Raw genomic sequence first — 23,123 nt, forward strand, 5'->3', positions numbered from 1 at the left:
TGTAAGTGAATCTGTGGCTTGGCCGCGGCTATTCCCCGTCGCCACCGGGCGCGGGGCGGGCGAGCGCTTACATTTTGTCGCCGTCGCGGCGCTGTTCCAGCTGACGCATCGCTACCATCCGCTGGCGCCAGCCTTCGATGGCCGCGGCCAGGGCGACCTGGCTGATCGGCTTGGGCAGGTAGTCGTCCATGCCGGCAGCGAGGGCGGCGTCCCTCTCCTCGGTCATCGCGTCGGCGCTCACCCCGATGATGTAGGTGGTGGTGCCTTTTTCCCGCAGCGCCTGGGTGGCGGTAAGGCCGTCCATCCGCGGCATGCGGGCATCCATGAAGATGAGGTCGAAGCTGCGCTCGGCACAGCGGGTGAGGGCGTCCTCGCCGTTGGCGGCGAAGGTGATGTCCTGGGCGCCGAAGTGTTCGAGCATCCGGGCGATCACGGTGCAGTTGATGGGGTTGTCTTCGGCTACCAGGATGCGCGTGCCCTGGCGCAGGATCGGCCGCGGTGCGCTGGCACTGCCGGCGATGGTCTCGTCGGCGCCCGCCTCGAGCCGGATGGTGAACCAGAAGCGCGAGCCGACGCCTTCCTCGGAGTCCACGCCGATCTCGCCGTCCATCAGGTCGCACAGCATGCGGCAGATGGACAGGCCGAGGCCGGTGCCGCCGTAGCGGCGGGTGGTGGACATGTCGGCCTGCTCGAACGGGGTGAAGATGTTGCGGCACTTGTCCGGGGCGATGCCGATGCCGGTGTCGGTGACGCTGACCTGCAGCTGGATGCGCCCGCCTTCGCGCTCGCCCACCGCCACCATCACGTCGATGCGCCCGCTGGCGGTGAACTTGAAGGCGTTGCTGACCAGATTGACGAGGATCTGGCGGACGCGGATCGGGTCGCCCAGCAGCACGTGGGGTACGTCGCTGGTGACCGCGGTGGCGAAGGTCAGGCTCTGTTCGACGGCCTTCGGGCGGAACAGCTTGTCCACGTCGCTGACCACCTGGCGCAGGTCGAAGCTGATCTTTTCGAGGTTGAGCTTGCGGGCCTCGATCTTCGAGTAGTCGAGGATGTCGTTGATGATCGACAGCAGGGCTTCGCTGCTCGACAGGATGGTGGTGATGTAGTCCCGCTGCTCGTCGCTCTGGGGCGTCATGCGCAGGAGCTGGGCCATCCCGATGATGCCGTTCATCGGGGTGCGGATCTCGTGGGACATCATCGCCAGGAAGTCGCTCTTGGCCTTGCTGGCGGAGGTAGCGGCGTCGCGGGCGGCGATCAGGGCCTGCTCGGCCTTGTGGCGTTCGGTGACGTCGGTGATGCAGAACACCCGGCCGATCACCTCGTCGTCGTGGCGGGCGGGGCGGGAGCTGGCCTCGAAGATCCGCCCGTCGCGCAGGGGCAGGGTGTCGAAGGTTTCGCTGAGATCCTGGCTGTGGGTGGTGAGCAGGGTGCGCAGGGCGGCCGGGTCTTCGACCGCGTGGATCAGGTGTTCGAGGATGGCCTGGTCGTCGTGGCGGGCCAGCAGCGCCTCGGGCAGCCCCCACAGGCCGGCGAGGCGGCGGTTCATGTTGGCGATGCGGCCGTTGCCGTCGAGCACCAGGATGCCGTCGGCGGTGGCTTCGAGGGTGGCCCGCAGCCGGGAGGTCATCTCGGCCAGTTCGTCCTCGGCGCGGCGCTGGGCGCCCACGTCGGTGGCGCACACCAGGATGCCCTCGGGCAGGCGGCGGACGGTCTTGCGGGCTTCGAGCAGGTTGCCGTCGGCGCGCCGGTACAGGCCCTCCATGGTCTGCTCTTCGGTGATGCCGCCGGTGCGCACCTCTTCCCAGAAGAACACGTCGGAGAGCGCGCATTCGATCTCGGTGATGGGCAGGCCGGCCAGCGCCTCCACGGGCTGGCCGAGCAGGCGCGCGGTGGCCGGGCTGGCGGCGAGGATGGTGAGACTGGCCGGGTCGACCAGCAGCAGGATCTCCCCTGCGGCGCCGAGCAGGATGTCCTGGTAGCGGCTGTTCATGGGTTGCGTCCCTGCCGGGAGTCGGCGTCGAAGTAGTAGGTCACGCGCTTGCGGGGGCTGAGGTATTCGTACACGTCGGGCGGCAGGTGGACCGGGCGCAGGGCCTTGGCGATGTTGATGTCGGGCTCCTGCTCAAGATCGAGCATGATCGCCTCGTCGCGGGGGATGTCCGGGTCGAACACGGTGACCCACGGGCGCAGGGGCTTGGCCGGATTGACCGACGAGACCAGCGCCAGCGCGTCGTTGGACAGGCGCACCACCGAACCCGGCGGATACACGCCGAGGCTGCGGATCATCACCTGCAGGGCCTGACCGTCGAACTTGTTGCGGCGCTGGGCGAACATCATCGACAGGGCCTCGTGGGGCGTCAGGGCCTTGGCGAGGTCGCCCGGGTTGCACAGGTTGTCGTAGTAATTGACCAGCGCCACGAGGCGGGCCAGCGGGTCGATCTGGTCGCCCTTCAGGTGGCGCGGGTAGCCGCTGCCGTCGGCGAGTTCGTGGTGCTGGGCGATGATGCGCAGCACCGGCTCGGGCAGGCCGATCTGCTTGCCGAGGCGCACGCCGTATTCGCAGTGCAGCTCGCGCAGGTTGCGTTCGGGGGTGGTGAGCTCGTGCCGGGCCCGGGCGATCCGTTCGGGGACGTCGGCGAGGCCCACGTCGTGGAGCAGCGCCCCGACGCCCAGCAGCTGGCTCTGGCTGCGGGAGAAGCCGAGATCCTTGGCCAGCATCATCGACAGGATCGACACGTTGAGGCCGTGGAAATAGGCCTCCTCGCCGGCGGCGTGCTCGCCCATCACATGCAGCGCGGCCTCGGGCTGGTCGAGGAAGGCGACGACCATCTGGTTGACCAGCTCGTCCACCTCTTCGAGGCACTCCTTGGGGCGGGAGAAGAGATTCTTGTTGATGTTGCGCATCACCCCGGCGGCCTTGACGAAGGCTTTTTCGACTTCGATGACCTGACGCTTGCGCTGGGCCAGGCGGGCGATCCGCTCGCGCTTGGCGGCGAGGGCCGCGCAGGTGGCGGGGTCTTCCTCGACCGGCGGCGGGGGCGGCGCGGCGGGGGCGGCCGGCGCCGTGCCGCGGGGCTGCACGTCGGAGCGTTCGGGGTCGTAGCGGAAACGGGTGACGCCCAGCTCGCGCAGGGTCTTCAGCTGGTCCGCCGAGCGGATCTTGAAGCTGTTGAAGCTGAACGGGTGGCTGAACCACGGCAGGTCGAGGTGGACGAACAGGCCGACGCACAACTGTTCGGGCGTGACGAGATGGTCCTGGGGAGGCTCGGGCGGCATGGTGCGGGCGGCGAGGGGCAATGCCCAATTTTCGGCGGTGGCGTCAGGAAGTTTAGTGCATCGGAAAAGCGTTGCGCAGTTTGTGGCATCGTTCACGCCCGTTCTCCGAAATGCGCCCATGCACCTCGATGCTACCGGCTGGATCGTCACCGCGATCGCCATCCTGCTTACCGGCATCTCCAAGTCCGGCCTCGGTGGCGCCCTGGGCGGGCTGGCAGTGCCTTTCATGTCCATGTGGATGTCGCCGCGGGACGCGGTGGCGGTGATGCTGCCGGTGCTGATCGCGATGGACCTCTTCGGCATCCGCGCCTGGCGGGGCAAGGCCGACTGGGCCGAGCTGCGCCTGCTGCTGCCGGCGTCGCTGGCGGGCATCGCGCTGGGCACGCTGGCCTTCGGGGTGATGTCGGACCGGATGGTGAAGGGCGCGGTGGGGCTGATTGCGGTGGTGTTTGCCGCGGACCGGCTGCTGCGCAAGCCGAAGGCCGAAGCCCACACGGCGCCGCTGCCGCGTCTGGCCCGGCTGTGTGGGGTGGGGGCGGGCTTCACCAGCACCCTGGCCCACGCGGGTGGGCCGCCGCTGATGATCTACCTGCTGACCCGCGGCCTGCCGCGGCAGGCCTTTGCGGCGACGTCGGTGTTCTTCTTTGCGGCGCTCAACCTGGCCAAGCTGCCGTTCTATCTGGGGCTGGACCTGTTCACCCGCGACACGCTGGTGATGTCCGCGATGCTGTTGCCGCTGGTGCCGGTGGGGGTGTGGACGGGGATGCGCCTGCTCCAGCGCATCCCGGAGCGGCCCTTCTATCTGCTGGCCACCGCAGCGCTGGGGCTGTCGGGACTCAAGCTGCTGTGGGACGCCGTGGCCGGATAGGCGGCGGGGGCGGGGCCTTCGAGCCAGCGCAGCAGGGTGATGAAGAGCTGGTCCGGGTCGGCCGGCTTGGGGATGAAGTCGTTCATGCCGGCATCAAAGCAGGCCTTGCGATCTTCGTCGAAGGTGTTGGCGGTCATCGCGACGATCGGCGCCCGGGCGCAGGGGCCGGGGCGGGCGCGGATGCTGCGGGTGGCGGTGAGCCCGTCCATGATCGGCATCTGGACGTCCATCAGGATCAGGTCGTAGGCGGTGTCGGCGGTCATCCGCACGGCTTCGGCGCCGTCGGGGGCGAGGTCGACCTGCAGGCCGAGCTCGTTGCGGAGCAGCTCGAGGCTGACTTCCTGATTCACCCAGTCGTCTTCCACCAGCAGCAGGCGGCGGTGGCCGTGCTCGGCGCGCAGCCGGCGTTCGGCTTCGGCGGCGGTCAGTTCGACCGGCGCTGCGCCGCTGGCGTCGCCGGGCAGCACGCCGACCCGCAGGGTGATCCAGAAGGTGCTCCCGTGGCCCGGTTCGCTCGTCACGCCGATGTCGCCGCCCATCAGCCGGGTGAGGCGGCGGCAGATGGCGAGGCCCAGCCCGGTGCCGCCGAAGCGCCGGGTGACGGAGCCGTCGGCCTGCTCGAAGGGGTTGAAGATGCGTTCCTGGTCGGCCGCGGTGATGCCGATCCCGCTGTCCTGCACCTCGATGTGGAGCAGGGCGCCGCTGGCGTGTGCGTCGGTGAGGCGGGCGCGGATGACGATCATCCCGGTGCTGGTGAACTTCACCGCGTTGCCGACGACGTGGGCGAGCACCTGCTGGATGCGCAGCGGATCGCCGATCAGCGGGCGGCCGGCGAGGTCGGGGTCGATGTCCAGCTGCAGGCCGAGGCCCTTGCCTTCCAGGCTGGCGCCGAGCAGGTCGATGGCCCGGTGGATGAGCTCGTCGATGGCGAAGCGGGTCTGCTCGATGGCGATCCGTTCGGCGTCGATGCGGGCGAGTTCGAGCACGTCGCCCAGCTGCTGGAGCAGGTGGGTGGCGGCGCTGGATATCTTGTCAAGGCGGTCGTGCTGGGCGGGATCGGTGTTGTTGCGGTGGAGCAGGTGGGTGAGGCCGATGATCGCGTGCATCGGGGTGCGCAGCTCGTGGCTCATGTTGGCGAGGAAGCTGCTCTTGGCCCGGTTGGCGGCTTCGGCGGCCTCCTTGGCCACCGAGAGGTCGGCGGTGCGGGCGGCGACGAGCTCCTCGAGGTGGTCGCGATGGCGGGTGAGCTCGGCCTCGGCGGCCTTGCGCTCGGAGATGTCACGCACGCTGGCGTAGAGGTAGTCGGTGCCGTCGGCGCTGACCAGGCTGGCGACCACCGCCACCGTGATCTCGCTGCCGTCCTTGCAGCGGTGGATGGATTCGAAGACATCCGAGCCGTTGGCCCACACCCGATTCCACAGGGCGCTCCAGCTGGCTTCGCTGATGTCCGGCGCGATCTCGGGCACGCGCAGGGTGAGCAGCGCCTCGGCCGGATAGCCGAGCAGCCGGCAGGCGGCGGGATTGACCCGCACGATGCGGGCGTCCGGCAGCACCCAGAAGGCGGCATCCGGCGATTTGTTGATGGAGATGGTGGCGAGGGCGAGCTCGCGGTTCTTGGCGGCGAGGTCGGCGGTCTGGCGATCCACCTGGCGCTGGATGATCCAGTTGCGCCCGGTTAGGCTCATGAAGAGGGCCTGCAGCAGGGTGGTGAACAGCAGGCCGGCGACGCCCACGGCCCAGGCGTTGAGGGAGCGCTGGGATTCGAGGTAGCGCTCGTCGGCGCTCACCTTGAGCAGCCATTCCCGGTCGCCGAAGGCGAGCTTGTGCTCCCACTGTTGCCCCGGCTTGCCGCTGCTCACGGGGGATTCGCCGTTGTCGAGGCGGCGCACGCTGCCCAGGGCGTAGGGATCGACGAGGGATATGTTGAGGCCGGTGGGCAGGGTGTCGCGCAGGGCGCGCTCGACCAGCTGCCCGACCTGGATGATGGCCACCGCAAAGCCCCGGAGCTGGGTGCTGCCAGGCTGCAGCACCGGCGCCAGGGTGAGCACCGCCACCTGGTTCTCCTGGACCAGCAGGATGGGGGCGGTGACGTAGATGCCGCTGCGCTGGCCGAGGGCCCGGTTGGCCGCATCCCAGCGGATCGCCTCGGAGGCGATGTCGAAGCCGATGGCGCGCTGGTTGCTTGCCGCCGGGGCGATGAGGGTGACCGGCACGTAGGTGTCGCGCTTGCCGGCGCGCTGCAGGATGCCGTCGATGCTCCGCTCGGTGATCTGGAAATCGGCGCGGCCGAGCTGACGGCCCATGGCGGCCTCGAAAGCAGCCCGGTCGGCATCGCGCACGAAGGTGTTGAAGCTGAGGGCGTGGAGATCGGGGTTGTTATGCAGGGGCGACCGGGTGAAGGCGTTGAAGCGGCTGTCGGAGAGGTCGGGCGTGACCTCGATGAAGCTGCGCAGGGACTGCAGGACTTCCCGGTGGCTCAGCAGGCGGTCGCTGATGCGCTGGTGGATGCGCAGGCCGTCGCTCTGCAGGTGGTGTTCGACCTCGCTGCGCTCCCAGTTCGCGGCGGCGTGGAAGGCCGCGGCGGCCATCGCCAGGGTGGCCGCGACGGGGATCACCATGCGCCGCCGCCGGGCCTGCCAGAGGGGATCGTTGGTGAGCAGGAAGCACAGGGTGAGCGGGGTGAAGGTGAGCACCCCGAAGGCGTCGCCGGCAAACCAGTTCCACCACGCGAAGGGCAGCGCCGGCCGGCTGAGCACGCCGGTGAGGAACAGGCTGAGGATGCCGATGGTGGCCGACACCAGACACGCCAGCGGGCCGCCCAGTAGCAGGAAGCGGAACACCGCGGTGGCGTTGTCGAGGGTGCGCCATTCGTCGCCCTGCCAGCGCTGGATCAGCGCCCGGCCCAGCCAGGCCTGGGCCGTTGCGCCGCTGGCGATGGCCATCGCGGCGATGGTGTCGGCGGTGCTCAGGGACGAATTGACATAAGCCAGCAGCAGGTGCAGCGCCATCGAACCGATCCACACCCCCGGCAGCGCCGGCACGCCCAGATAGAGCACCGCCGCCAGCGCCAGGCCGGCAGCGGGGAAGACGGGGCTGGCGTAGCCCCCCGCCACGGCCAGCCCAGTCGCCAGCCAGCCGAGGGCGATATACGCCAGGCTGATCAACAGGTTGTGCGTCACGGCGGTGGGAAAGGGCGAAGACGGAGGCATGGTCCGGATATGACGGGTTCGAACTGTCGACGGCGCGCCAGCATGAAGGCTTTATACGTGATTACAAAAAACCCGCTGTGCATTACTACCCACGGCGGAGCATGTTTCGCCACGGTGCGGCCGTGGTGATCAGCGGGTCAGCCGGCCGCCTCGCTTGCGGGTGCCGACGCCGGCCAGCGCGGCCAGCCCGGAGCTGCCGTGGGCATGACAGATGGCGCAGGCCAGCGCGTCGGCGGCGTCCGGAGAGGGGCTCGCCTCGAGGGCCAGCAGACGCTCGACCATGTGGCACACCTGCTCCTTGGCAGCCTTGCCGTGGCCGACCACCGCCTGCTTGACCTGCAGTGCGGTGTATTCGGCCACCGGCAGGTCGTGGGACACCGCGCCGCAGATCGCCGCGCCCCGGGCCTGACCCAGCAGCAGGGTGGATTGCGGATTGACGTTCACGAAGACGATCTCCACCGCCACCTGGTCGGGCTGGTAGGTGGTGATGACCTGGCGCACCCCGTCGAGGATCACCTTGAGGCGCTCGGGCAGGCTGCCTTCGCCGCTCTTGATGACGCCGCTGGCCACGTAGCGCAGCTGGCTGCCGAGGGTGTCGATGACGCCGAAGCCGGTGTGGCGCAGGCCCGGGTCGATGCCAAGGATGCGCGTGGCGACGCTGGTGGAGGCGGCGGGGGCGCTCATTTGCGGGCCAGCCAGACGCCGAACACGGTGATGCCCATGCCCACCAGCGCGAGGCCGGTGAGGGTCTCGCCAAAGGCCGCCCAGGCGATGAGGGCGGTGGTGGGCGGGGTGAGGTAGAAAAGGCTCGCCACATTGACCGCGCTGCCGCTGCGGATCAGCAGGTTGAGCAGGCTGATGGCGCCCACCGACAGCACCAGCACCAGCCACAGCAGCGCAAAGACGAACTGGCCGGACCAGTCGATCACCATGGTTTCGGTGCTGGCGGCAAACAGGCTGCTCACCACAAGGCAGGGCACGAACTGGATCACCGCGCCGGTGCGCAGGTCGAAGCTGGGGCAGAAGCGCTTCTGGTAGAGGGTGCCGGCGGTGATGCCGGCCAGCGCCAGCAGGGCCGGGACGAGCATGGCCTGAAGGCCGTTGCCACCGGCGACCGCCACCACCTTGCTCGACACCACCAGCCCGACGCCGCCAAAGCCCAGCACCAGCCCGGCCCACTGGCGTGGCAGCACGCGCTCGCCCAGTAGCAGCCCGGCGCCGAGCGCGGTGAGCAGCGGCTGCAGCCCGACCACCAGCGAGGTGATCCCCGCCGGCAGGCCCTGGTGGATGGCCGAGAACACGCCGCCCAGGTAGAGCGCATGCACCAGCAGCCCGGTGATGCCGATGTGCAGCCACTGGCGGGGCGCCGCCGGCCACGGGGCGCGGGTGGCGAGGGCGACGAGGCCCATCAGCCCGATCACCAGCCCGTAGCGCACGCACAGGAAGGTGATGGGCTCGGCGTAGGGCAGGCCGTACTTGGCGCCGATGAAGCCGGTGCTCCACAGCAGGACGAACAGGAGGGGATAGAAGCGGGTCACGACGGATGGCGATGGGGGCGTGGGGCGGGCGGTGGGGCCCGCCGGGCGGCGGCGGTCAGGCGCCCGGGTGCTTGGCGCGGTAGATGCGGGTGGAGGCGGAGACGATGATCTGGACGTCTTCGGGCGGAATGTCGGGGAGCTGGTCACGCACCACCCGGTAGGCCAGGTGCTCGAGGGTCTGGCCGTTCCAGGCGTTGGTCGGGTCGAAGAAGGGCTCGATGATGAGGTAGGCCTTGTCGACCAGTTCGCGCAGGGAGAGGTTCTTGCGACGTTCGGGGGTGATGCTCATGGCGTGGCTCCGGGGCAGACGACGATGGATGATAACCCGCGGCTCAGGCCGGGTCGGGCCTGCGCGCGGGCGGTGCATACCAGTTATCGGGCGCAACGCGTTTTTCTGTTGCCGGATCGGCGATGTAGTGGGGCGACATGATCTGCACGCCGTATTCGTTGAAGACATCCTGGACGTTGGCGTGGAGGCGCGACAGCAGCTGCGCCCGCGGCTCGGCGCCGACCGGGGTGGCGTGCACCACCAGGCAGTATTCGGGGTAGAAATCCGACAGGGCTGTCTGGAAGATGCGCGGGGCCGGGTCGGCGGAAATGCCGGGGGTGCGTCGGGCGGCTTCGACGAGCATCGCCTCGACCTGCCGCCACGGGGTGTCGTAGCCGATGGTGACGGTGGTGTCGAGCATGAAGCCGCGCCCGCCCTGGGTGCGCGAGTAGTTGCGGGTGGCGTTGCCGACGATCAGCGAGTTGGGCAGGGTGATCTCGGCGCCGCGGCCGGTGCGCAGGCGGGTGTTGAACAGGCTGATGGCGACGACGGTGCCTTCGTGGTCGCCGATGCGCACGTATTCGCCAGTGCGCAGGGTGCGCGAGTACATCAGAATGAGCCCGGCGGCGCCCTGGCCCACGATGCTCGACGCGCCCAGCGACACCATCAGGCCGATCAGCACCGACATGCCCTTGAAGGCCTCGGTCTGGGCGCCGGGCAGGTAGGGGTAGGCCATCACCAGCGCGAAGATCCAGATCAGGATGTTGGTGATCTTGCGGGTCGGCTCCACCGTGTCCTTGTCGAGCCAGCCCAGGCCCGTGTTGTTGCCGGCCGCGTGGTCGAACACCGGCTTGAGCAGCCCCACCACGGCCCGGGCGACCAGGAACATCAGCAGCGCGATGAGCAGGTTGGGCAGGGTCTGCAGGATGCCGACGCCGAGCCTTCCCAGCACGCCCAGCAGGTAGTCGTCGAGGTTCTCGCCCCACGCCCGGGTGTACGGAAAGCGTGCCAGGATGCGGGCCAGCCAGGTGTAGGCGAGCAGGGCCGCAAGCAGCCAGAACAGCGCCCGCGAGAGCCAGCCCACGGCGGCGAGGATGCGGTCGCGGCGGATCAGCTCGGTGCCGCCCAGCTTGAGCCGCTCGGCCCGGGCGTCAATGGCGGCGGCGAGGCGTCGGGTGATCCACGCCTGCAGCCGGCCGAGCAGGTAGAGCAGGGTGATGAACACCAGCGTCGCTCCGGCCGATACCGCCAGCCCCTCGGCCAGACTGCGGCTGTCGCGGCTCTCGCGGGATTCGGCGACCACGGTGCGCAGCACAGCGACGGTCTTGTCGGTGAGGGTGGCGAGGGTCTCGCCGGCGAGCTTGTCGGTGTCGTCGGGGGTGAGCACGAAGGCCAGTTGGCCGTCGATCAGGAGGATGTTGCCCACCGCGTTGGGCTGCACGACCACGTCGTCGCTGGTGGCCCGTTCGAGGATCGCGCTGATCGTCGCCTGCCCCCGCTCGGCCCGCTGATGGGGGGTGGCGCCCAGGAGCCGGGCGCGAAAGCGCACGATCGTGCGGTTCATCAGGATCAGGTCGGCCTCTTCGACCGCCGGGGCGTCGGCGACCGGTGCCGGTGCTGGAGCTGGCGCGGGTGCGGCCGGCGGCGGCGCAGCCTGTCGGGCGGCCTGGGCGCCGGGGGCGAGGATCAGCACCAGCGCCGCGCAGATCGCCAGCACAAGGCGGATCAGGCTGCAGGAAAGCGGGTTGGGGCGCAGGGGGGCGGATGGCATGGCGGAGGCCTCGCGCTTGGGTCGGGTGGGCAGGCTAGCCGGGATTGATCGGGAATGCCCCGACATCATAGCCGTGCGGAGGGGGTTCGGCGGCGGGCGCCGACATCCCGCTTGTGTCGCGGGGCGAATTCGGCGAAAACGTCGCAGGTTGCCCCCGTCGATCGCGCCGGGGGCGCCCATGTCCAACAAGGAGCCCCCGATGCGCTACTGGCTGATGAAATCCGAACCCGACGACGTCTCCATCGACGACCTGGCCCAGCGCCCCGAGCAGACGGTGCCCTGGTACGGCGTGCGCAACTACCAGGCGCGCAACTTCATGCGCGACGGCATGCAGGTGGGCGACGGGGTGCTGTTCTACCACTCCGGCTGCGCCGAGCCGGGCATCGCCGGCATCGCCAAGGTGGCGAGCAGCGCCTACCCGGACGCCACCCAGTTCGATCCGGCCAGCAAGTATTTCGATCCTAAATCCACGCCCGAAAACCCCCGCTGGGTGCACGTGGACGTGGCTTTCGTGCGCAAGACCCGGCTCGTGGGTTTGCCCGAATTGCGCAGCCACCCGGAACTCGAGAACATGCGCGTCCTCGCCCGCGGCAACCGGCTGTCGATCACGCCGGTCGAGCCGGCCGAATGGCGCTTCATCGTCGGGCAACTGCTCGGCGTAACGGATCTTCAGGACTGGAAATGAACATCGGAATCGAATGGCTGGCCGCCTATCTCGCGCTGGGCGCCTTCGTCGGCTTTTTTGCGGGCCTGCTCGGCGTGGGCGGTGGCGCAATCATGGTGCCGATGCTCACCACGCTGTTCGCAGCCCAGGGTTTTCCGAAGGAGCACATGGTGCATCTGGCGCTGGGCACCTCGATGGCCGGCATCGTGGTCACCTCGATCTCCAGCCTGCGCGCCCACCACGCCCACGGCGCGGTGCGCTGGGACATCGTCAAGGGCATCGCCCCGGGCGTGCTGGCGGGCACCTTTGCCGGCACCTTCGTGGCGTCCCGCGCGCCCACCCAGCCGCTGGCGATCTTTTTTGCGTGCTTCACCGCCTATGTGGCGGTGCAGATGATCCTCAACGTGAAACCCAAGCCGACCCGCGAACTGCCGGGTACCGCCGGCCTGATCGGCGTGGGCGGCGTGATCGGCGCGATCTCGTCGTTGGTGGCGATCGGTGGCGGCTCGCTGTCGGTGCCCTTCATGACGTGGTGCAACGTCAAGGTGCACAACGCCATCGGCACCTCGGCCGCCATCGGCCTGCCCATCGCCCTGGCCGGCGCGCTGGGTTATCTGATCAATGGCTGGTCGGTGCAGGGCCTGCCCGAGTGGTCGGTGGGTTTTGTCTACCTGCCGGCGCTGGTGCTGCTGAGCCTGCTCTCGAGCCTCACCGCGCCCATCGGCGCCCGGCTGGCCCACCGGCTGCCAGTGGCGACGCTGAAGAAGATCTTTGCCGGCGTGCTGGTGCTGCTGTCGGCCAAGATGCTGCACACGGTGCTGGGGAGCTGAACGCCTAAAGTGGGCGGGTTTCTGTCCGTGAACCCTCCGACCTATACCGTTCGGGTGGTTCCATGTCCGCAGCCAATGTCCGCCTCCAGCTCCAGTTCGATCTCGAACTGGCCGTCCCCGCATCCGTGGCCGCCCTCGACCACGCGCGGCTTTGCCAGAAGCTGGCTGAACTGCTGGGCCCGACGGTGATCCAGGGCCTGCCGGTAATCGCTGGCAAGCAGCTGGCCAAGGCCGAGGTGCGGGTCGTCAAGCACCACCACCGGCTCGACGCCGTGGCGAGGGCGGTCGCCCGCATCGAGCCGGCGCGCATCGTCGAGGCCGCGCCCCATCTCACCGACGCCGAGGTGGCAACCCTGGCCGCCCGCGCCGCCGCCCGGCTGCCCGCTGCCGAGGCGGACCAGGCGGGCTACCTGCGCAGCCAGGCCCTGGCCCTCGTCAATGAATACCGGCTGGTGGGTTGCCGGGTGGATGCGCTGCTATCGAACGGCAAGCCGACCCAGATCGAGGGCAAGCTCAACCTCACCAACGGGCATATCTTTCTGGATGCGTCCCATCGCCAGACGCGCCTGCAACAGGCCCAGGGCCCGCTGCGGGTGGCGGTGGGCGAAACCGACGTGGTGCTGGCTGCGGAATGCTCCGGCCACACCCTCACCGGCCCGGTGCTCGACGTGGCGGTGAAGCAGCTGGTGCCCCACCGGGCCGCGCTGCTCGCCCGCTGGCAGGCGGGCTGACGAGGGGCTTCAGCGCCCCTTGAACACCGGCGAACGTTTGCCCAGGAAGGCGTCCAGGCCTTCCTTGTAGTCGTCGGTGGCGAGGAAGTCGAAGGCGGCGCGCTTTTCTTCGGCCGTGAGGGGCGTGCCCTTCATCAGGCGATGCACCCACTGCTTGTGCCAGCGGGCCACCAGCGGCGCGCCCTTCACGATGCGGCCGGCGGTGGCGAGGGCTTCCTTCTCGACCTCTTCGTCGTCCACCACCCGGGTCAGCAGGCCCTTGGCGAGCGCCTCGCGGGCGTTGAGGATGCGGCCTTCGAGCAGGATCTCGAGCAGCACCGCGGGGCCGACGAGTTCCAGCAGGCCGGCCATCTCGCCCGGATACATCGAAAAGCCCAGCTTGTTGATCGGCGCGCCGAAGCGGCTCGATTCGCCGGCGATGCGGATGTCGCAGCAGCCGGCGATCTCCACGCCGCCGCCGATGCAGGCGCCCTGGATCATCGCGACCGTGGGCACCGGGCAGGCGCGGATGGCGTCGAGGGCAGCGGCGACGAGTTCCTCGTGATAGTGCAGGGCGTCGTCCACGGTGGCGCGCACGACCAGGAATTCCTCGATGTCGCCGCCGGCCGCGAAGGCCTTGTCGCCGGCGCCGCGCAGCACCACGCAGCGCAGGTCGGGGTCGGCGTTGAGTTCGCTCATGCGGCGCTGCAGGCCGCGCCACATGCCGGCATCGACGGCATTGAGCTTGTCCGGGTTGGAGAGGGTCAGGGTGGCGATGCCAGCATCCTGGCAGAAGAGGATTTCTCCGGGCATGGGTGGGCGGTTCCGTCGGCTGGGGTCGATAAAATTATTTGATGCGGTGCAAAAATATTTCCATACGGCGTGGTATGGAGTCTTCTGTATGTTATATCATCCGGTTGGGCGTTGTATTGGCGCGGCTTCGCCCTGCGAGAAGCATCCATAAAAAATATTCGCTCTGATCGCCATTTGGGTCCAACAGGCAGATCGCGCCGCATTCAATGCATTTCCATAGGGAGGGAAATCATGTCGAGCACCTCGTCTCAGAGTGCGGTTTACGCACGTATCAGACGCAACCCGCGCTTTGCCGAACTGGTGTCCAAGCGCCAGGGCTTTGCCACCATCCTGTCCGTGATCGTCCTGACGATCTTCTACGGCTTCTTCATGGTCGTGGCCTTCCAGCCGCAAGTGATCGGCAAGCGTCTGTCCGAAGGTTCCTACCTCACCGTCGGGATCGCCTTCGAGCTGTTCATGTTCATCTTCTTCTGGGTGCTGACCGCGGTCTACGTGAAGCGCGCCAATGGCGAGTTCGACGAGATCACCGCCGAAGTCATCCGTGATGCATCCAAGGAGGTGAAGTAATGCTGGCCCGTCTGAATCTCGCGCTGCTGGCGCTCCTCGCCCCGGCCCTGTCGTTTGCCGGTGACGCGATCTCCGCCACCGAAAAGCAGCCGCTCAACCTGCACGCCATCGGGATGTTCGTGCTGTTCGTCTCGATGACCCTCGGCATCACCTACTGGGCGGCTGGCCGCACCAAGTCGGCGTCCGACTTCTACACCGCTGGTGGCGGCATCACCGGTTTCCAGAACGGCCTTGCGATCGCCGGCGACTACATGTCCGCCGCGACCCTGCTGGGCCTCACCGCGCTGGTCTACACCAAGGGCGTCGATGGCTACATCTATATGATCGCCTTCTTCGCCGGCTGGCCCATCATCCTGTTCCTGATGGCCGAGCGCCTGCGTAACCTCGGCAAGTTCACCTTTGCCGACATCACCTCCTACCGCCTCAACCAGGGCAAGGTGCGCACGATGGCCGCGGTGTCCTCGCTGACCGTGGTGTGTTTCTACCTGGTGGCGCAGATGGTCGGTGCCGGTCAGCTGATCAAGCTGCTGTTCGGTCTGGACTACAACATCGCCCTGTTCGTCGTTGGCGCGCTGATGATGGTCTACGTCACCTTCGGCGGCATGGTTGCCACCACCTGGGTGCAGATCATCAAGGCCTGCATGCTGCTTGCCGGCGGCACGCTGGTGATGGTGCTGGCCATGTCCCAGTTCGGCTTCAGCTTCGAGAACATGATGAGCCAGGCGATCTCGCTGCACTCGCTGGGCGAGAAGCTGCTGTTCCCGGGCTCGCTGCTGCCGGATCCGGTCACCGCCCTGTCGCTGGGCCTTGGCCTGATGTTCGGTACCGCCGGTCTGCCGCACATCCTGATGCGCTTCTTCACCGTGACCAACGCCAAGGAAGCCCGCAAGTCGGTGCTCTACGCGTCCGGTTTCGTGGCCTACTTCTTCAACGTCATCCTGCTGATGGGCTTCGCGGCCATCATCATCGTCGGCCAGAACCCCGAGTTCTTCGAAGGCGGCAAGATCGGCGGCAAGATCGTCGGCGGCGGCAACATGATCGCCATGCACCTGGCCAAGGCCGTGGGCGGCAACCTGCTGCTGGGCTTCCTGTCGGCCGTGGCCTTCGCGACCATTCTGGCCGTGGTGTCCGGTCTGGCGCTGGCCGGCGCGGCTGCCATCTCCCACGACATCTACGCCCGCGTGATCCGCAAGGGCAAGGCGACCGAGACCGAAGAGCTGCGCGTGTCCCGTTTCGCCTCCGTGGGCCTGGGCCTCGTGGCCATCGTCCTCGGCATCGCCTTCGAGAAGATGAACGTGGCGTTCATGGTGGCCCTGGCTTTCGGTATCGCCGCTTCCGCCAACTTCCCGGTGCTGATCCTCTCCATGTACTGGAAGGGCCTGACCACCCGCGGCGCGATCGTGGGCGGTTACGCCGGCCTCGTGGCTGCGGTGCTGCTGGTGGTGCTGTCCAAGTCCGTGTGGGTCACCGTGCTGGGCAACGCCCAGGCGCTGTTCCCGTACGACCAGCCGGCCCTGTTCTCCATGCCCCTGGCCTTCCTGATCACGTTCATTGTGTCCAAGCTCGACAACAGCGCCGAAGCCCAGGCTGAGCGTGCTGCGTTCGAAGACCAGTACGTGCGTGCCCAGACCGGTTTTGGTGCTGCCGAAGCCAGCAGCCACTGATCCCGATGCGCCCTTCGGGGCGCATGGTCAAACAAAAACCCCCGCCGGGCGACCGGACGGGGGTTTTGTCTTTCTGGCGCAGCGGGTTATGTCAGGCCGTGCTTTCCTTGCGGGAGGCGATCTTGGCCAGCGCCCGGCGGCCGCTGGAGATGTGGTCGCGCATCGCCCGTTCGATGCCGGTGGCGTCGCGGCGGCCAAGGGCCTCGAGGATGAGCCGGTGCTCGGCCAGGGATTGTTCCAGCCGGCCCTCGCTGAACAGCGAGTGGTGCCGCGACAGCTTGATGACCTTGCGCAGGTCGGTGATGGTCTGGGTCAGCCAGCGGTTGTCGGCGATCAGCTGGACTTCCTGGTGGAAGGTCTGGTTGGCCTCGAAGAAACCGTCGATATCCTTGTCGGCGGCGGCGCGCTCCAGGTCGTCGTGGATGCTGCGCAGGCGGGCGAGGTCTTCCTCGGTGGCCTTGTGGGTGGTGTCGGCGGCGCACTGGCCTTCGAGGAGCGACAGCACGGTGAAGATCTCGTCCAGATCGCGCTCGGAAATTTCTGTCACGTAGCAGCCGCGGCGCGGCTTGAGCGTCACCAGACCCTCGGCGGCAAGCACCTTGAGGGCCTCGCGCAGCGGCGTGCGGGAGATGCCGTAGTCGGCGGCGAGGGCCTGCTCATCGACCCAGGTGCCGGGGGGGAGTTCGTGGGCAAAGATGCGCTGGCGCAGGCGTTCGGCGACTTCCTGGTAGAGGGCAAGGGGTGCGATGCGGCCGGCGTTCATGGAGGATGTGGACTTGTGGGTGGAAGAGGTGGATTCGGGTATTGCATCCATAATTATGGAGTATGCCTAGATATAAGCATATCCTGTTGATTCGATAGCGATTTCTGCTGTTTTTCCATTGTGCTAAGTGCACACATTGCACGTGTAATTATGTATTAACGTGATAGTAGCGGGCGGGGCAGGGGGTGGCAACCCCCGATGAGGGCAGGGAGCCGACAGGCCGCAGAGGACAGCAATTGCGACCGCAGGGAGTCGCGGGCCGGCGTCGGGAGTCGGGGGCGCTAGCCCCGGTCCGGCGGCAGCCGGTGGGGGAGCCGATTTAAATGGGGGCGCATTTGCGAGCGTAGCGAGTCGCGCCCGTATTTAAATGGGGGGCAACGCCACGGCCCCCCCGGCAGGGGAAAGGGGGGTCTGACAATCGTTTAAACGATTGCGTAGCTGACGTGCGCGCATGCGCGCGGCAGGCAGAGGCCCCTTTCCCCTGCCGGAGGCTGGGGGGCCGCGTCAAGGGCGGCAAGGAGCGCAGCGACCCAGCCCGCGAAGGGCGAAGCCCGGAGAAGCAAGCCCGGCAAGGCGCCGCGCAGCGGCAACCCAGGGCGCGCAGCTTAATCCCGCAAGGGTTTAAGCGTAGTGGTGACGTGCATTTAAATCGACGCGCGTCAAGCGTACGTCAACAACTTAAATATTGGACGTCAACACGCAGAAGTGCGTGCGTTCGCTATACCCTTTGTGCGCGATAGTGCGCGCGTTAAAAATAAGGGGTCTATCGTGTTAAACAAAATAGTTCAAGAGGTCGACAAGTACGGGTATCTGGGCAATCGTGAAATCGCGGCAGCACACTTCTGCGACAACCTGCGCAAAGCGCAGCGGATGACCGCTCAGCTAGTTGAAGCGGGGCGACTAGTTGAGCGACGTATCGGAAACAGCAGTCGATTCTGCCTGCCCGGCCAAGCCGCGCTATTCGACAACGTGACGGGTCACCGCGACGCATCTAACGCTATTCTAATCGACGCGCTCGTGACGGGTCTTGCGACCGGCGTAATCACTGACCGCCAGATTCAACTTAATCAAGCAGCGCACACGCTGAACAATAAAATCCCTGACGGTCTGCTGCTTGACGAATACGAAAGCCCGGACGGGCACCGGGTGGACTATTCCTGGGTAGAAGTGGAAAACTCAGAGCGCAGCGGTAGAGACGTGCACGTCCTAGGCGACTGGCTGATTAGCACCTTCGCGGCTACGCGGAGCTGGCACGTTCTGCCGGAATACCGAAGGGGGTATCTCGCACATGTAATCGTCGCGATTTCAGCACCCGCTGCAGATAAAATCGAACCCCGACTACTGGGTTATATTCAAAAAGAATACACCAGCCCGGCACACGCAGAGTACATCCGCGCCGTGCTGCCTCAGCGGCTCAAGTTCATCCGAGTGTAGGCACCAGCCCTGATAACCATACAGCGCGGTGCGTTGCCCTTCTCCAATATTGGAATGTCATTTGAAAACGCAATCTTTTTGCGCAATCGTGCGTTTTTGTTGTTGACGGTGCGTTTTTCTTTGGATACTATGAAAACGCACCATAACGAAGGAAAACAAATGAAAACGCAAGTGTCCATCCCCGTTTCGACTTCGCTGTTTCTTCAACTAGCTGAGTTCTTGCGCCACAACAATGACCCCCGTGACCCCGTAGTCGTCGCATCTGAAGCTATCCAGTATTGGATGGACAACGCTGATTTTAAACCTGAGCTACTAGTCGAGAGCGATGCCCGTGGCTATCAATGGAAAAATGTCTTTCTACCTGATGGCACACAAATACGCATGCAGTACCAAGGCTCTTATTCCTACGCGAAGGTTGACGGCGATGAGCTTACATATCAGGGAAGCCCTATTTCGCCAGGCAGTTTGGCCAAGACCATTGCTGGCGGATACAACCGCAATGCGTGGCGCGACCTGTGGATAAAACGCCCCGAAGATAGAGAGTGGATATTGGCTGACGACCTTCGAGCACAATCAAAGGAGGTCGCGGAGAAGCTTCTAGAAGAGCTTGGCGCCATGTCCAACACCCCCAAAAAGACGCAGAGCTAAACCCCGTCAGAGAAGAGGAGCAATCAACATGAACACCGATAGCGTATCCGCGGCATTTGACCTCATTCTTGAAGAAATCAACGCTGTTGTGAGCGAAGTGCACTCTCAAGGAGCATCATTCCTGAACCAAGGGCAGTACAAGGAGGCAGAGAACGTCATTTCATCAGCCAAAGAGCTTAGCAAGTTCCGTGGAAAGCTCGAATCGTTGAAGCAGGAATGGCTAATCGGTCTTGACGCTACAACACGCGCCAAAGTTAAAGTTGAACCTACTAAGGTGGCTTACACGATTGAGGCACACTCAAAATCGCCAAAGACAGCCCTGAAAGTGAAGTTTCCGGACGGCACTGTTTTTTTTTGAGAAAACTGCCGTCAATACATTTATCGCAACGCTCCAGAAACTTGGATTGCAAAGGGTGAGTGCACTTGGTCTTCAGTGCAATAACTACCCTTTGGTCTCAAAGATAAAGGCGCCAGCAGAATACAATCAAACAGTAACTGATGGTTACTGGGTGATGACTCACAGCAGCACAGAGGGTAAACGTAAGCAACTATACGACATCGCAACAGGGTTGAAAGTTGAATTGAAGGTTGAGGTCGTTCCACCGAAGGGGAGCTGATTTCTGCAAGCCAGACTACCCCATAGACGCAACGCGATGTAACATTATTCCTTAAGTTGCTACTATGTTAAACATCCATTATTCCTATAAAACGACTGGCTACTTAGAAAGTAGTCAGTCGTTGCTTAAAGTGCTACTCAGAGACCTAAACGCGTTTTCTGAAGTGTTGTTTGCTTTTTAATTATTTTTTAGGAGGTAACTTTGGATATTACAAAACTGACGCTTGAGGAGATGGTCGCGCTGCAAAAACAGCTAGAGTCCGCGCTGCCAGACATGAAAAAGCAGCGGGTGGACGAACTGCGGGAGTCGATTAAGCAGCAGGTAGAGAAGGCAGGGCTGACGCTAGATGAGGTACTGCGCCCGCTGCTGCCGAACAAAACGGTTAAAAAGACGGGGAGTGACAAACCGAGCAGTAGGAAGCCGGCGGCTGTTAAATACCAGCTAGACGGAAAAACTTGGACGGGGAAGGGAAAGAAGCCGCAGTGGTTCCTGGACTTCGTAGAAGCGAACGGTAATGCAGAAGCGCTGCGAGCAGTACCGGAAGCCCCTGCCGAAAAAACCGAGTAGAGCTGGCTACCGCCCTAAGGGGTGGGCTACGCCGCCCGCCATCGAGCGGGCTGGGGTAAGCTTCCTTTGTCCGCGGGGCTACCGCCCCCTCAGCGTCTGGATATCCGCGATGAGCGCCAGACCCCAAGCAGCGGTACTAGCGCGGGCAGAAGCCCTAAAAAGAGAAAACCCTACCAGGACGGACCGGGTAGGGTTAACTTAATACTAAGATTATCTTAAGACTAGGTTTTCCTTTTTCTTTTTTAGGCTTTAGGGCAAAAGGCATCCCAACCCCGCCAGCGGCTGGGTTGAGTGCCATTTGCCCAGGGGTTCCCCAGGGGTTTCAGTTCGGGCGCAGCCGCCGAAACTAGCTAAAATCACTATCGTGAGTCCCCTGCGCGAGACCCAAGTCCACCCCAACTTATTAGCGCACCAGGTTTGAGCCTCTGGACTACTACTCTAGCTCTTTAATCGTGAGTCGACAGTGGTTTCCCCCCCCGGGTAGTCAGCTAACTGACCGGCCGCCGGCTAAATTGCGTCAAGAGCGAAACTTGCAACGCGTAGCCGAAAATGGCCCTCACAACGAGCCGCTGTTTATCGTGTCGCGACCCCACAAAAAATACTTATCCTGTGAAGTATAGCGAACGCGTTAAACTTTTCGCGCCGTTTAATTAATTATTTTTTACCACGGAACTCGACGCTGTGCGCTGCGAGTTCAGCTCGGATTGCTGACAGCAGACCAGTGCGATACTCGACGTACTCAGATTTGCTCAGACGATTAAAGTAAACTTGGACATAAGAAGGCAGGGCGGACAGCTGCAGAGACAAAGTGCGCTGCTGAAGAAAATCAATGGTGTGCAAAGAGATACACGAACGAGTCCGAAATTGCAGCGTCAGCTCACGAAGCTCGCCGCCTGAGCTAGAAATATAAACAAACGTGTGAAAATCGAGATAAAAAAGCGTCTCGTTGTCGTGACGAAATCCGCCGCGATATACACCAGGATGGACCTCGTCAAAATAGCGATAAGGCTCGCGAGCGGCGTATCGGCAGGGTTCAAAGTCGTACATAAAACCTCGTTAGTTAGTTGGTTAGTTAGTTGCTAAAATACGTATAGTCACCAAAACGGAGGAGGTTATGAAGATTCTGACTTTTTTTAACTCGCTGTTCGAGCAAGAGCATGCGACTGAATTTAACCCAGAGACGGGGGTGGAGCTGCTACCCGGCACACTGTTAGACGTGACGGGGCATCTGGTCGGAGAGTCTGATTTAAATGAGATTGGCCCAGGGGTCTTCGGAGACAACGAGCTGTTCAGTTAGTGCAACATCAATCGCAAGCTTTTTAGCTCGAGCTTTGTACAGGTCGTTAAGCTGCTGAAGTCTCGCAGGAGAATCCGCAGCGCTGACGTCGTAGAGCTGTACAGAACTAGCGTGCTTGTGTCCGGTCGCTAAAATAATTGTCTCGGCGTGCTCGCCCGACTCAAGAGCGGAAGATATAAATTCTCGACGCAAAGCATGGGGGTACCAGTCCTCGGGCATAACCCCGGCGTTGCGCAGCGTCGCGGCCGCGTTTTTAAACCGGTAAGGCCCACCGTTGGTAGAAAACAGATAGGGAGCGGGTTTAAAAGGCAAACCTTCAGCTTGTGAAATCAAATGTTCTCCCTGAAGTTCCATGACTTGCTCGTAAAGCGGACCTAGCGCTTCTGTTGCAATAAGCCGCCAAGCGGAGTTTCCCCCTTTCAGCGTAGAGCGGTACAAATGGCCGCGAAGATTCAAATCCTCGGGTTTTAATGCCGCTAGCTCGCCAGCGCGGCAGCCCAGGAACGCCAAAACATAGAAGAACCGGCACGCCTCTTTTTGTTTTGCTGTAAGCGCCCGCGGTCGCCCCTTTTTATCTGTTAGTTCAAGCCGTGCATTTCGGCCATCGAGTAAGCGCTGTATTTCTGCCGGGGACACTCGCCGAGTTCTACGAATCGGCTCGCTACGCAATTTTTTTAGAGCAGGACGAACTAAATTGTAGGGCAGATAACCCATCGTAACGGCGTGCGTTAATACCGCGCTTAAAACGCCAAGCTCGAAGTCAACGGTAGAAGTGGAAGCGGCGGGAGCGCGTTTGTCTCGATAAACCGATGCTGCCCGTGCGTCGATTGCCGATAGCGAAAACCGCCCGAAGTGCTCGTTTAAATACACCAACCGCGCTTGATAGGCGGACTGGGAGTTTTCGGATAGCGATTTAAACGCACTGACACTATTCAAATAATAGCGCTCGACAAACGGTGCAAAGGAAATACCCCCCGGAAGTCCATCCGCCAACGCTTGCCGGGCATCGGCTTCTTCGCGGGTATCGTACGTCTCATCTACCGCGCCGGATTTGCGGCGAATCTGGACACGCCAGCGCCCGGTTTTGGTCTGAAAAATGGCCATAATTATGTGTACAAAAGTCAGGGGCAAATGGCAAAATGCGTGCACTTACGCACTCGGTTGTGCACGCGAAAAGCCGTTTTGTGCACTAGTGCACGCCAAAGTGCAAAGCTAAGTTGCTGATTTTTTAGAATATTTTTTTGTAGATGAGCTATATCCGTAGTTATGGATAAAGTATTATCCCGTGGATAGCAAGTCAAGTTCCTGCGCGGGAAGTAAACCTTGTTGCAGCCCGGTGGCCTCGGTCTCCGGTGCTCGAAAAACAGAGGGAGGGAGAAAACTGCCCGCGCAGGGCACGGCAGCCGGCCGTGGTCAGGGACCACGGCCGGTACTGGCGTCCCGGTTTGCAGGCGAGTCCGGCACATCGACCGGGCCGGCCGCAACGGGCGACACGTCTTCAGGACAGAAAAGAGGCTGCTTCCGCGGCCCGCACTAGCGAGGGTAGAACCATGGCGAACAACAACGAACCGACCTTCCCCCAACCCGATCTGGCCGCCTGGAACAAGGCTGCCGCC

The 23,123-nt window shown here is 64.2% G+C and carries 21 protein-coding genes; 10 read left to right on the forward strand and 11 right to left on the reverse strand.

Annotated features, from left to right (window positions below; all coding sequences use genetic code 11):
• Positions 1–67 precede the first annotated feature (67 nt).
• Positions 68–1,993 (reverse strand): ATP-binding protein, encoded by a 1,926-nt coding sequence (locus tag Q0672_RS05640; protein ID WP_298620609.1) that lies wholly within the window; start codon positions 1,991–1,993, stop codon positions 68–70.
• On the reverse strand, positions 1,990–3,300 hold the full coding sequence (locus Q0672_RS05645; protein WP_298620611.1) for an HD-GYP domain-containing protein: 1,311 nt from the start codon (positions 3,298–3,300) through the stop codon (positions 1,990–1,992). The genes Q0672_RS05640 and Q0672_RS05645 overlap by 4 nt, the downstream gene beginning before the upstream one ends.
• 97 nt (positions 3,301–3,397) lie before the next feature.
• Between Q0672_RS05645 and Q0672_RS05650 the strand changes: the two genes are divergently transcribed.
• A complete protein-coding gene (locus Q0672_RS05650) occupies positions 3,398–4,147 on the forward strand; it encodes a sulfite exporter TauE/SafE family protein (protein WP_298620613.1) in 750 nt (249 codons plus the stop codon).
• On the opposite strand, the gene Q0672_RS05655 is transcribed toward Q0672_RS05650, so the two are convergent.
• The 5 genes from Q0672_RS05655 to Q0672_RS05675 all read right to left on the reverse strand — a co-directional run bounded on the left by Q0672_RS05655 (position 4,078) and on the right by Q0672_RS05675 (position 10,933).
• The gene (locus Q0672_RS05655) at positions 4,078–7,356 is read right to left on the reverse strand and encodes a CHASE domain-containing protein (RefSeq protein ID WP_298620615.1); all 3,279 of its coding nucleotides are present in this window, start codon (positions 7,354–7,356) and stop codon (positions 4,078–4,080) included. The genes Q0672_RS05650 and Q0672_RS05655 overlap by 70 nt on opposite strands.
• 129 nt (positions 7,357–7,485) lie before the next feature.
• The gene (gene ruvC / locus Q0672_RS05660) at positions 7,486–8,040 is read right to left on the reverse strand and encodes a crossover junction endodeoxyribonuclease RuvC (RefSeq protein ID WP_298620617.1); all 555 of its coding nucleotides are present in this window, start codon (positions 8,038–8,040) and stop codon (positions 7,486–7,488) included.
• Positions 8,037–8,894, reverse strand: a complete 858-nt coding sequence (locus Q0672_RS05665) for a DMT family transporter (RefSeq protein ID WP_153160802.1) — start codon at positions 8,892–8,894, stop codon at positions 8,037–8,039. The genes ruvC and Q0672_RS05665 overlap by 4 nt, the downstream gene beginning before the upstream one ends.
• 55 nt (positions 8,895–8,949) lie before the next feature.
• Positions 8,950–9,183: a hypothetical protein gene (locus Q0672_RS05670; RefSeq protein WP_153160801.1), complete on the reverse strand. Its 234-nt coding sequence runs from the start codon at positions 9,181–9,183 to the stop codon at positions 8,950–8,952.
• Positions 9,184–9,226: 43 nt separating this feature from the next.
• Complete coding sequence (locus Q0672_RS05675) at positions 9,227–10,933, reverse strand: mechanosensitive ion channel family protein (RefSeq protein WP_298620621.1); 1,707 nt, start codon at positions 10,931–10,933, stop codon at positions 9,227–9,229.
• Between the two features lie 178 nt (positions 10,934–11,111).
• Between Q0672_RS05675 and Q0672_RS05680 the strand changes: the two genes are divergently transcribed.
• The 3 genes from Q0672_RS05680 to Q0672_RS05690 all read left to right on the forward strand — a co-directional run bounded on the left by Q0672_RS05680 (position 11,112) and on the right by Q0672_RS05690 (position 13,158).
• The gene (locus Q0672_RS05680; RefSeq protein WP_298620623.1) at positions 11,112–11,618 is read left to right on the forward strand and encodes an EVE domain-containing protein; all 507 of its coding nucleotides are present in this window, start codon (positions 11,112–11,114) and stop codon (positions 11,616–11,618) included.
• Positions 11,615–12,427: a sulfite exporter TauE/SafE family protein gene (locus Q0672_RS05685; protein ID WP_298620625.1), complete on the forward strand. Its 813-nt coding sequence runs from the start codon at positions 11,615–11,617 to the stop codon at positions 12,425–12,427. The genes Q0672_RS05680 and Q0672_RS05685 overlap by 4 nt, the downstream gene beginning before the upstream one ends.
• 62 nt (positions 12,428–12,489) lie before the next feature.
• Positions 12,490–13,158 (forward strand): hypothetical protein, encoded by a 669-nt coding sequence (locus tag Q0672_RS05690; RefSeq protein ID WP_298620627.1) that lies wholly within the window; start codon positions 12,490–12,492, stop codon positions 13,156–13,158.
• Between the two features lie 9 nt (positions 13,159–13,167).
• On the opposite strand, the gene Q0672_RS05695 is transcribed toward Q0672_RS05690, so the two are convergent.
• Positions 13,168–13,950: an enoyl-CoA hydratase-related protein gene (locus Q0672_RS05695; RefSeq protein ID WP_298620629.1), complete on the reverse strand. Its 783-nt coding sequence runs from the start codon at positions 13,948–13,950 to the stop codon at positions 13,168–13,170.
• 231 nt (positions 13,951–14,181) lie between these two features.
• Here Q0672_RS05695 and Q0672_RS05700 point away from each other — a divergent pair, with 231 nt between their 5' ends.
• Both Q0672_RS05700 and Q0672_RS05705 read left to right on the forward strand, forming a co-directional pair.
• Entirely contained in the window at positions 14,182–14,517 is a 336-nt protein-coding gene (locus Q0672_RS05700; protein ID WP_153160796.1) for a DUF485 domain-containing protein, read from the forward strand.
• Positions 14,517–16,181 (forward strand): cation acetate symporter, encoded by a 1,665-nt coding sequence (locus tag Q0672_RS05705; protein WP_298620631.1) that lies wholly within the window; start codon positions 14,517–14,519, stop codon positions 16,179–16,181. The genes Q0672_RS05700 and Q0672_RS05705 overlap by 1 nt, the downstream gene beginning before the upstream one ends.
• Positions 16,182–16,272: 91 nt before the next feature.
• On the opposite strand, the gene Q0672_RS05710 is transcribed toward Q0672_RS05705, so the two are convergent.
• Positions 16,273–16,944 carry a GntR family transcriptional regulator gene (locus Q0672_RS05710; protein ID WP_153160794.1) on the reverse strand — a complete coding sequence of 224 codons (672 nt, stop codon included), beginning with the start codon at positions 16,942–16,944 and terminating at the stop codon, positions 16,273–16,275.
• 768 nt (positions 16,945–17,712) lie between these two features.
• Between Q0672_RS05710 and Q0672_RS05715 the strand changes: the two genes are divergently transcribed.
• The 4 genes from Q0672_RS05715 (at position 17,713) to Q0672_RS05730 (ending at position 20,210) form a co-directional block, all read left to right on the forward strand.
• The gene (locus tag Q0672_RS05715; protein ID WP_298620634.1) at positions 17,713–18,378 is read left to right on the forward strand and encodes a hypothetical protein; all 666 of its coding nucleotides are present in this window, start codon (positions 17,713–17,715) and stop codon (positions 18,376–18,378) included.
• A 54-nt stretch (positions 18,379–18,432) separates the two neighbouring features.
• Positions 18,433–19,026 carry a hypothetical protein gene (locus Q0672_RS05720; protein ID WP_298620636.1) on the forward strand — a complete coding sequence of 198 codons (594 nt, stop codon included), beginning with the start codon at positions 18,433–18,435 and terminating at the stop codon, positions 19,024–19,026.
• Between the two features lie 28 nt (positions 19,027–19,054).
• Positions 19,055–19,384 (forward strand): hypothetical protein, encoded by a 330-nt coding sequence (locus Q0672_RS05725; protein ID WP_298620638.1) that lies wholly within the window; start codon positions 19,055–19,057, stop codon positions 19,382–19,384.
• Between the two features lie 460 nt (positions 19,385–19,844).
• Complete coding sequence (locus Q0672_RS05730; protein ID WP_298620640.1) at positions 19,845–20,210, forward strand: H-NS histone family protein; 366 nt, start codon at positions 19,845–19,847, stop codon at positions 20,208–20,210.
• A gap of 654 nt (positions 20,211–20,864) precedes the next feature.
• Here Q0672_RS05730 and Q0672_RS05735 read toward each other — a convergent pair.
• Both Q0672_RS05735 and Q0672_RS05740 read right to left on the reverse strand, forming a co-directional pair.
• A complete protein-coding gene (locus Q0672_RS05735; RefSeq protein WP_298620642.1) occupies positions 20,865–21,257 on the reverse strand; it encodes a hypothetical protein in 393 nt (130 codons plus the stop codon).
• 199 nt (positions 21,258–21,456) lie between these two features.
• Positions 21,457–22,611, reverse strand: a complete 1,155-nt coding sequence (locus Q0672_RS05740) for a site-specific integrase (RefSeq protein ID WP_298620644.1) — start codon at positions 22,609–22,611, stop codon at positions 21,457–21,459.
• Between the last annotated feature and the right edge of the window lie 512 nt (positions 22,612–23,123).

The sequence above is a fragment of the uncultured Zoogloea sp. genome, assembly GCF_937894855.1.
GTDB classification, from domain to species: Bacteria; Pseudomonadota; Gammaproteobacteria; order Burkholderiales; family Rhodocyclaceae; genus Zoogloea; species Zoogloea oryzae.

Bases quoted from the DNA above. Each gene is read 5' to 3' on its own strand.
- Q0672_RS05640 (WP_298620609.1), bottom strand. From the start codon at position 1,993: ATGAACAGCCGCTACCAGGACATCCTGCTCGGCGCCGCAGGGGAGATC.
- Q0672_RS05650 (WP_298620613.1), top strand. From the start codon at position 3,398: ATGCACCTCGATGCTACCGGCTGGATCGTCACCGCGATCGCCATCCTG.
- Q0672_RS05655 (WP_298620615.1), bottom strand. From the start codon at position 7,356: ATGCCTCCGTCTTCGCCCTTTCCCACCGCCGTGACGCACAACCTGTTG.
- ruvC (WP_298620617.1), bottom strand. From the start codon at position 8,040: ATGAGCGCCCCCGCCGCCTCCACCAGCGTCGCCACGCGCATCCTTGGC.
- Q0672_RS05670 (WP_153160801.1), bottom strand. From the start codon at position 9,183: ATGAGCATCACCCCCGAACGTCGCAAGAACCTCTCCCTGCGCGAACTG.
- Q0672_RS05675 (WP_298620621.1), bottom strand. From the start codon at position 10,933: ATGCCATCCGCCCCCCTGCGCCCCAACCCGCTTTCCTGCAGCCTGATC.
- Q0672_RS05680 (WP_298620623.1), top strand. From the start codon at position 11,112: ATGTCCAACAAGGAGCCCCCGATGCGCTACTGGCTGATGAAATCCGAA.
- Q0672_RS05685 (WP_298620625.1), top strand. From the start codon at position 11,615: ATGAACATCGGAATCGAATGGCTGGCCGCCTATCTCGCGCTGGGCGCC.
- Q0672_RS05690 (WP_298620627.1), top strand. From the start codon at position 12,490: ATGTCCGCAGCCAATGTCCGCCTCCAGCTCCAGTTCGATCTCGAACTG.
- Q0672_RS05695 (WP_298620629.1), bottom strand. From the start codon at position 13,950: ATGCCCGGAGAAATCCTCTTCTGCCAGGATGCTGGCATCGCCACCCTG.
- Q0672_RS05700 (WP_153160796.1), top strand. From the start codon at position 14,182: ATGTCGAGCACCTCGTCTCAGAGTGCGGTTTACGCACGTATCAGACGC.
- Q0672_RS05705 (WP_298620631.1), top strand. From the start codon at position 14,517: ATGCTGGCCCGTCTGAATCTCGCGCTGCTGGCGCTCCTCGCCCCGGCC.
- Q0672_RS05710 (WP_153160794.1), bottom strand. From the start codon at position 16,944: ATGAACGCCGGCCGCATCGCACCCCTTGCCCTCTACCAGGAAGTCGCC.
- Q0672_RS05720 (WP_298620636.1), top strand. From the start codon at position 18,433: ATGTCATTTGAAAACGCAATCTTTTTGCGCAATCGTGCGTTTTTGTTG.
- Q0672_RS05725 (WP_298620638.1), top strand. From the start codon at position 19,055: ATGAACACCGATAGCGTATCCGCGGCATTTGACCTCATTCTTGAAGAA.
- Q0672_RS05735 (WP_298620642.1), bottom strand. From the start codon at position 21,257: ATGTACGACTTTGAACCCTGCCGATACGCCGCTCGCGAGCCTTATCGC.
- Q0672_RS05740 (WP_298620644.1), bottom strand. From the start codon at position 22,611: ATGGCCATTTTTCAGACCAAAACCGGGCGCTGGCGTGTCCAGATTCGC.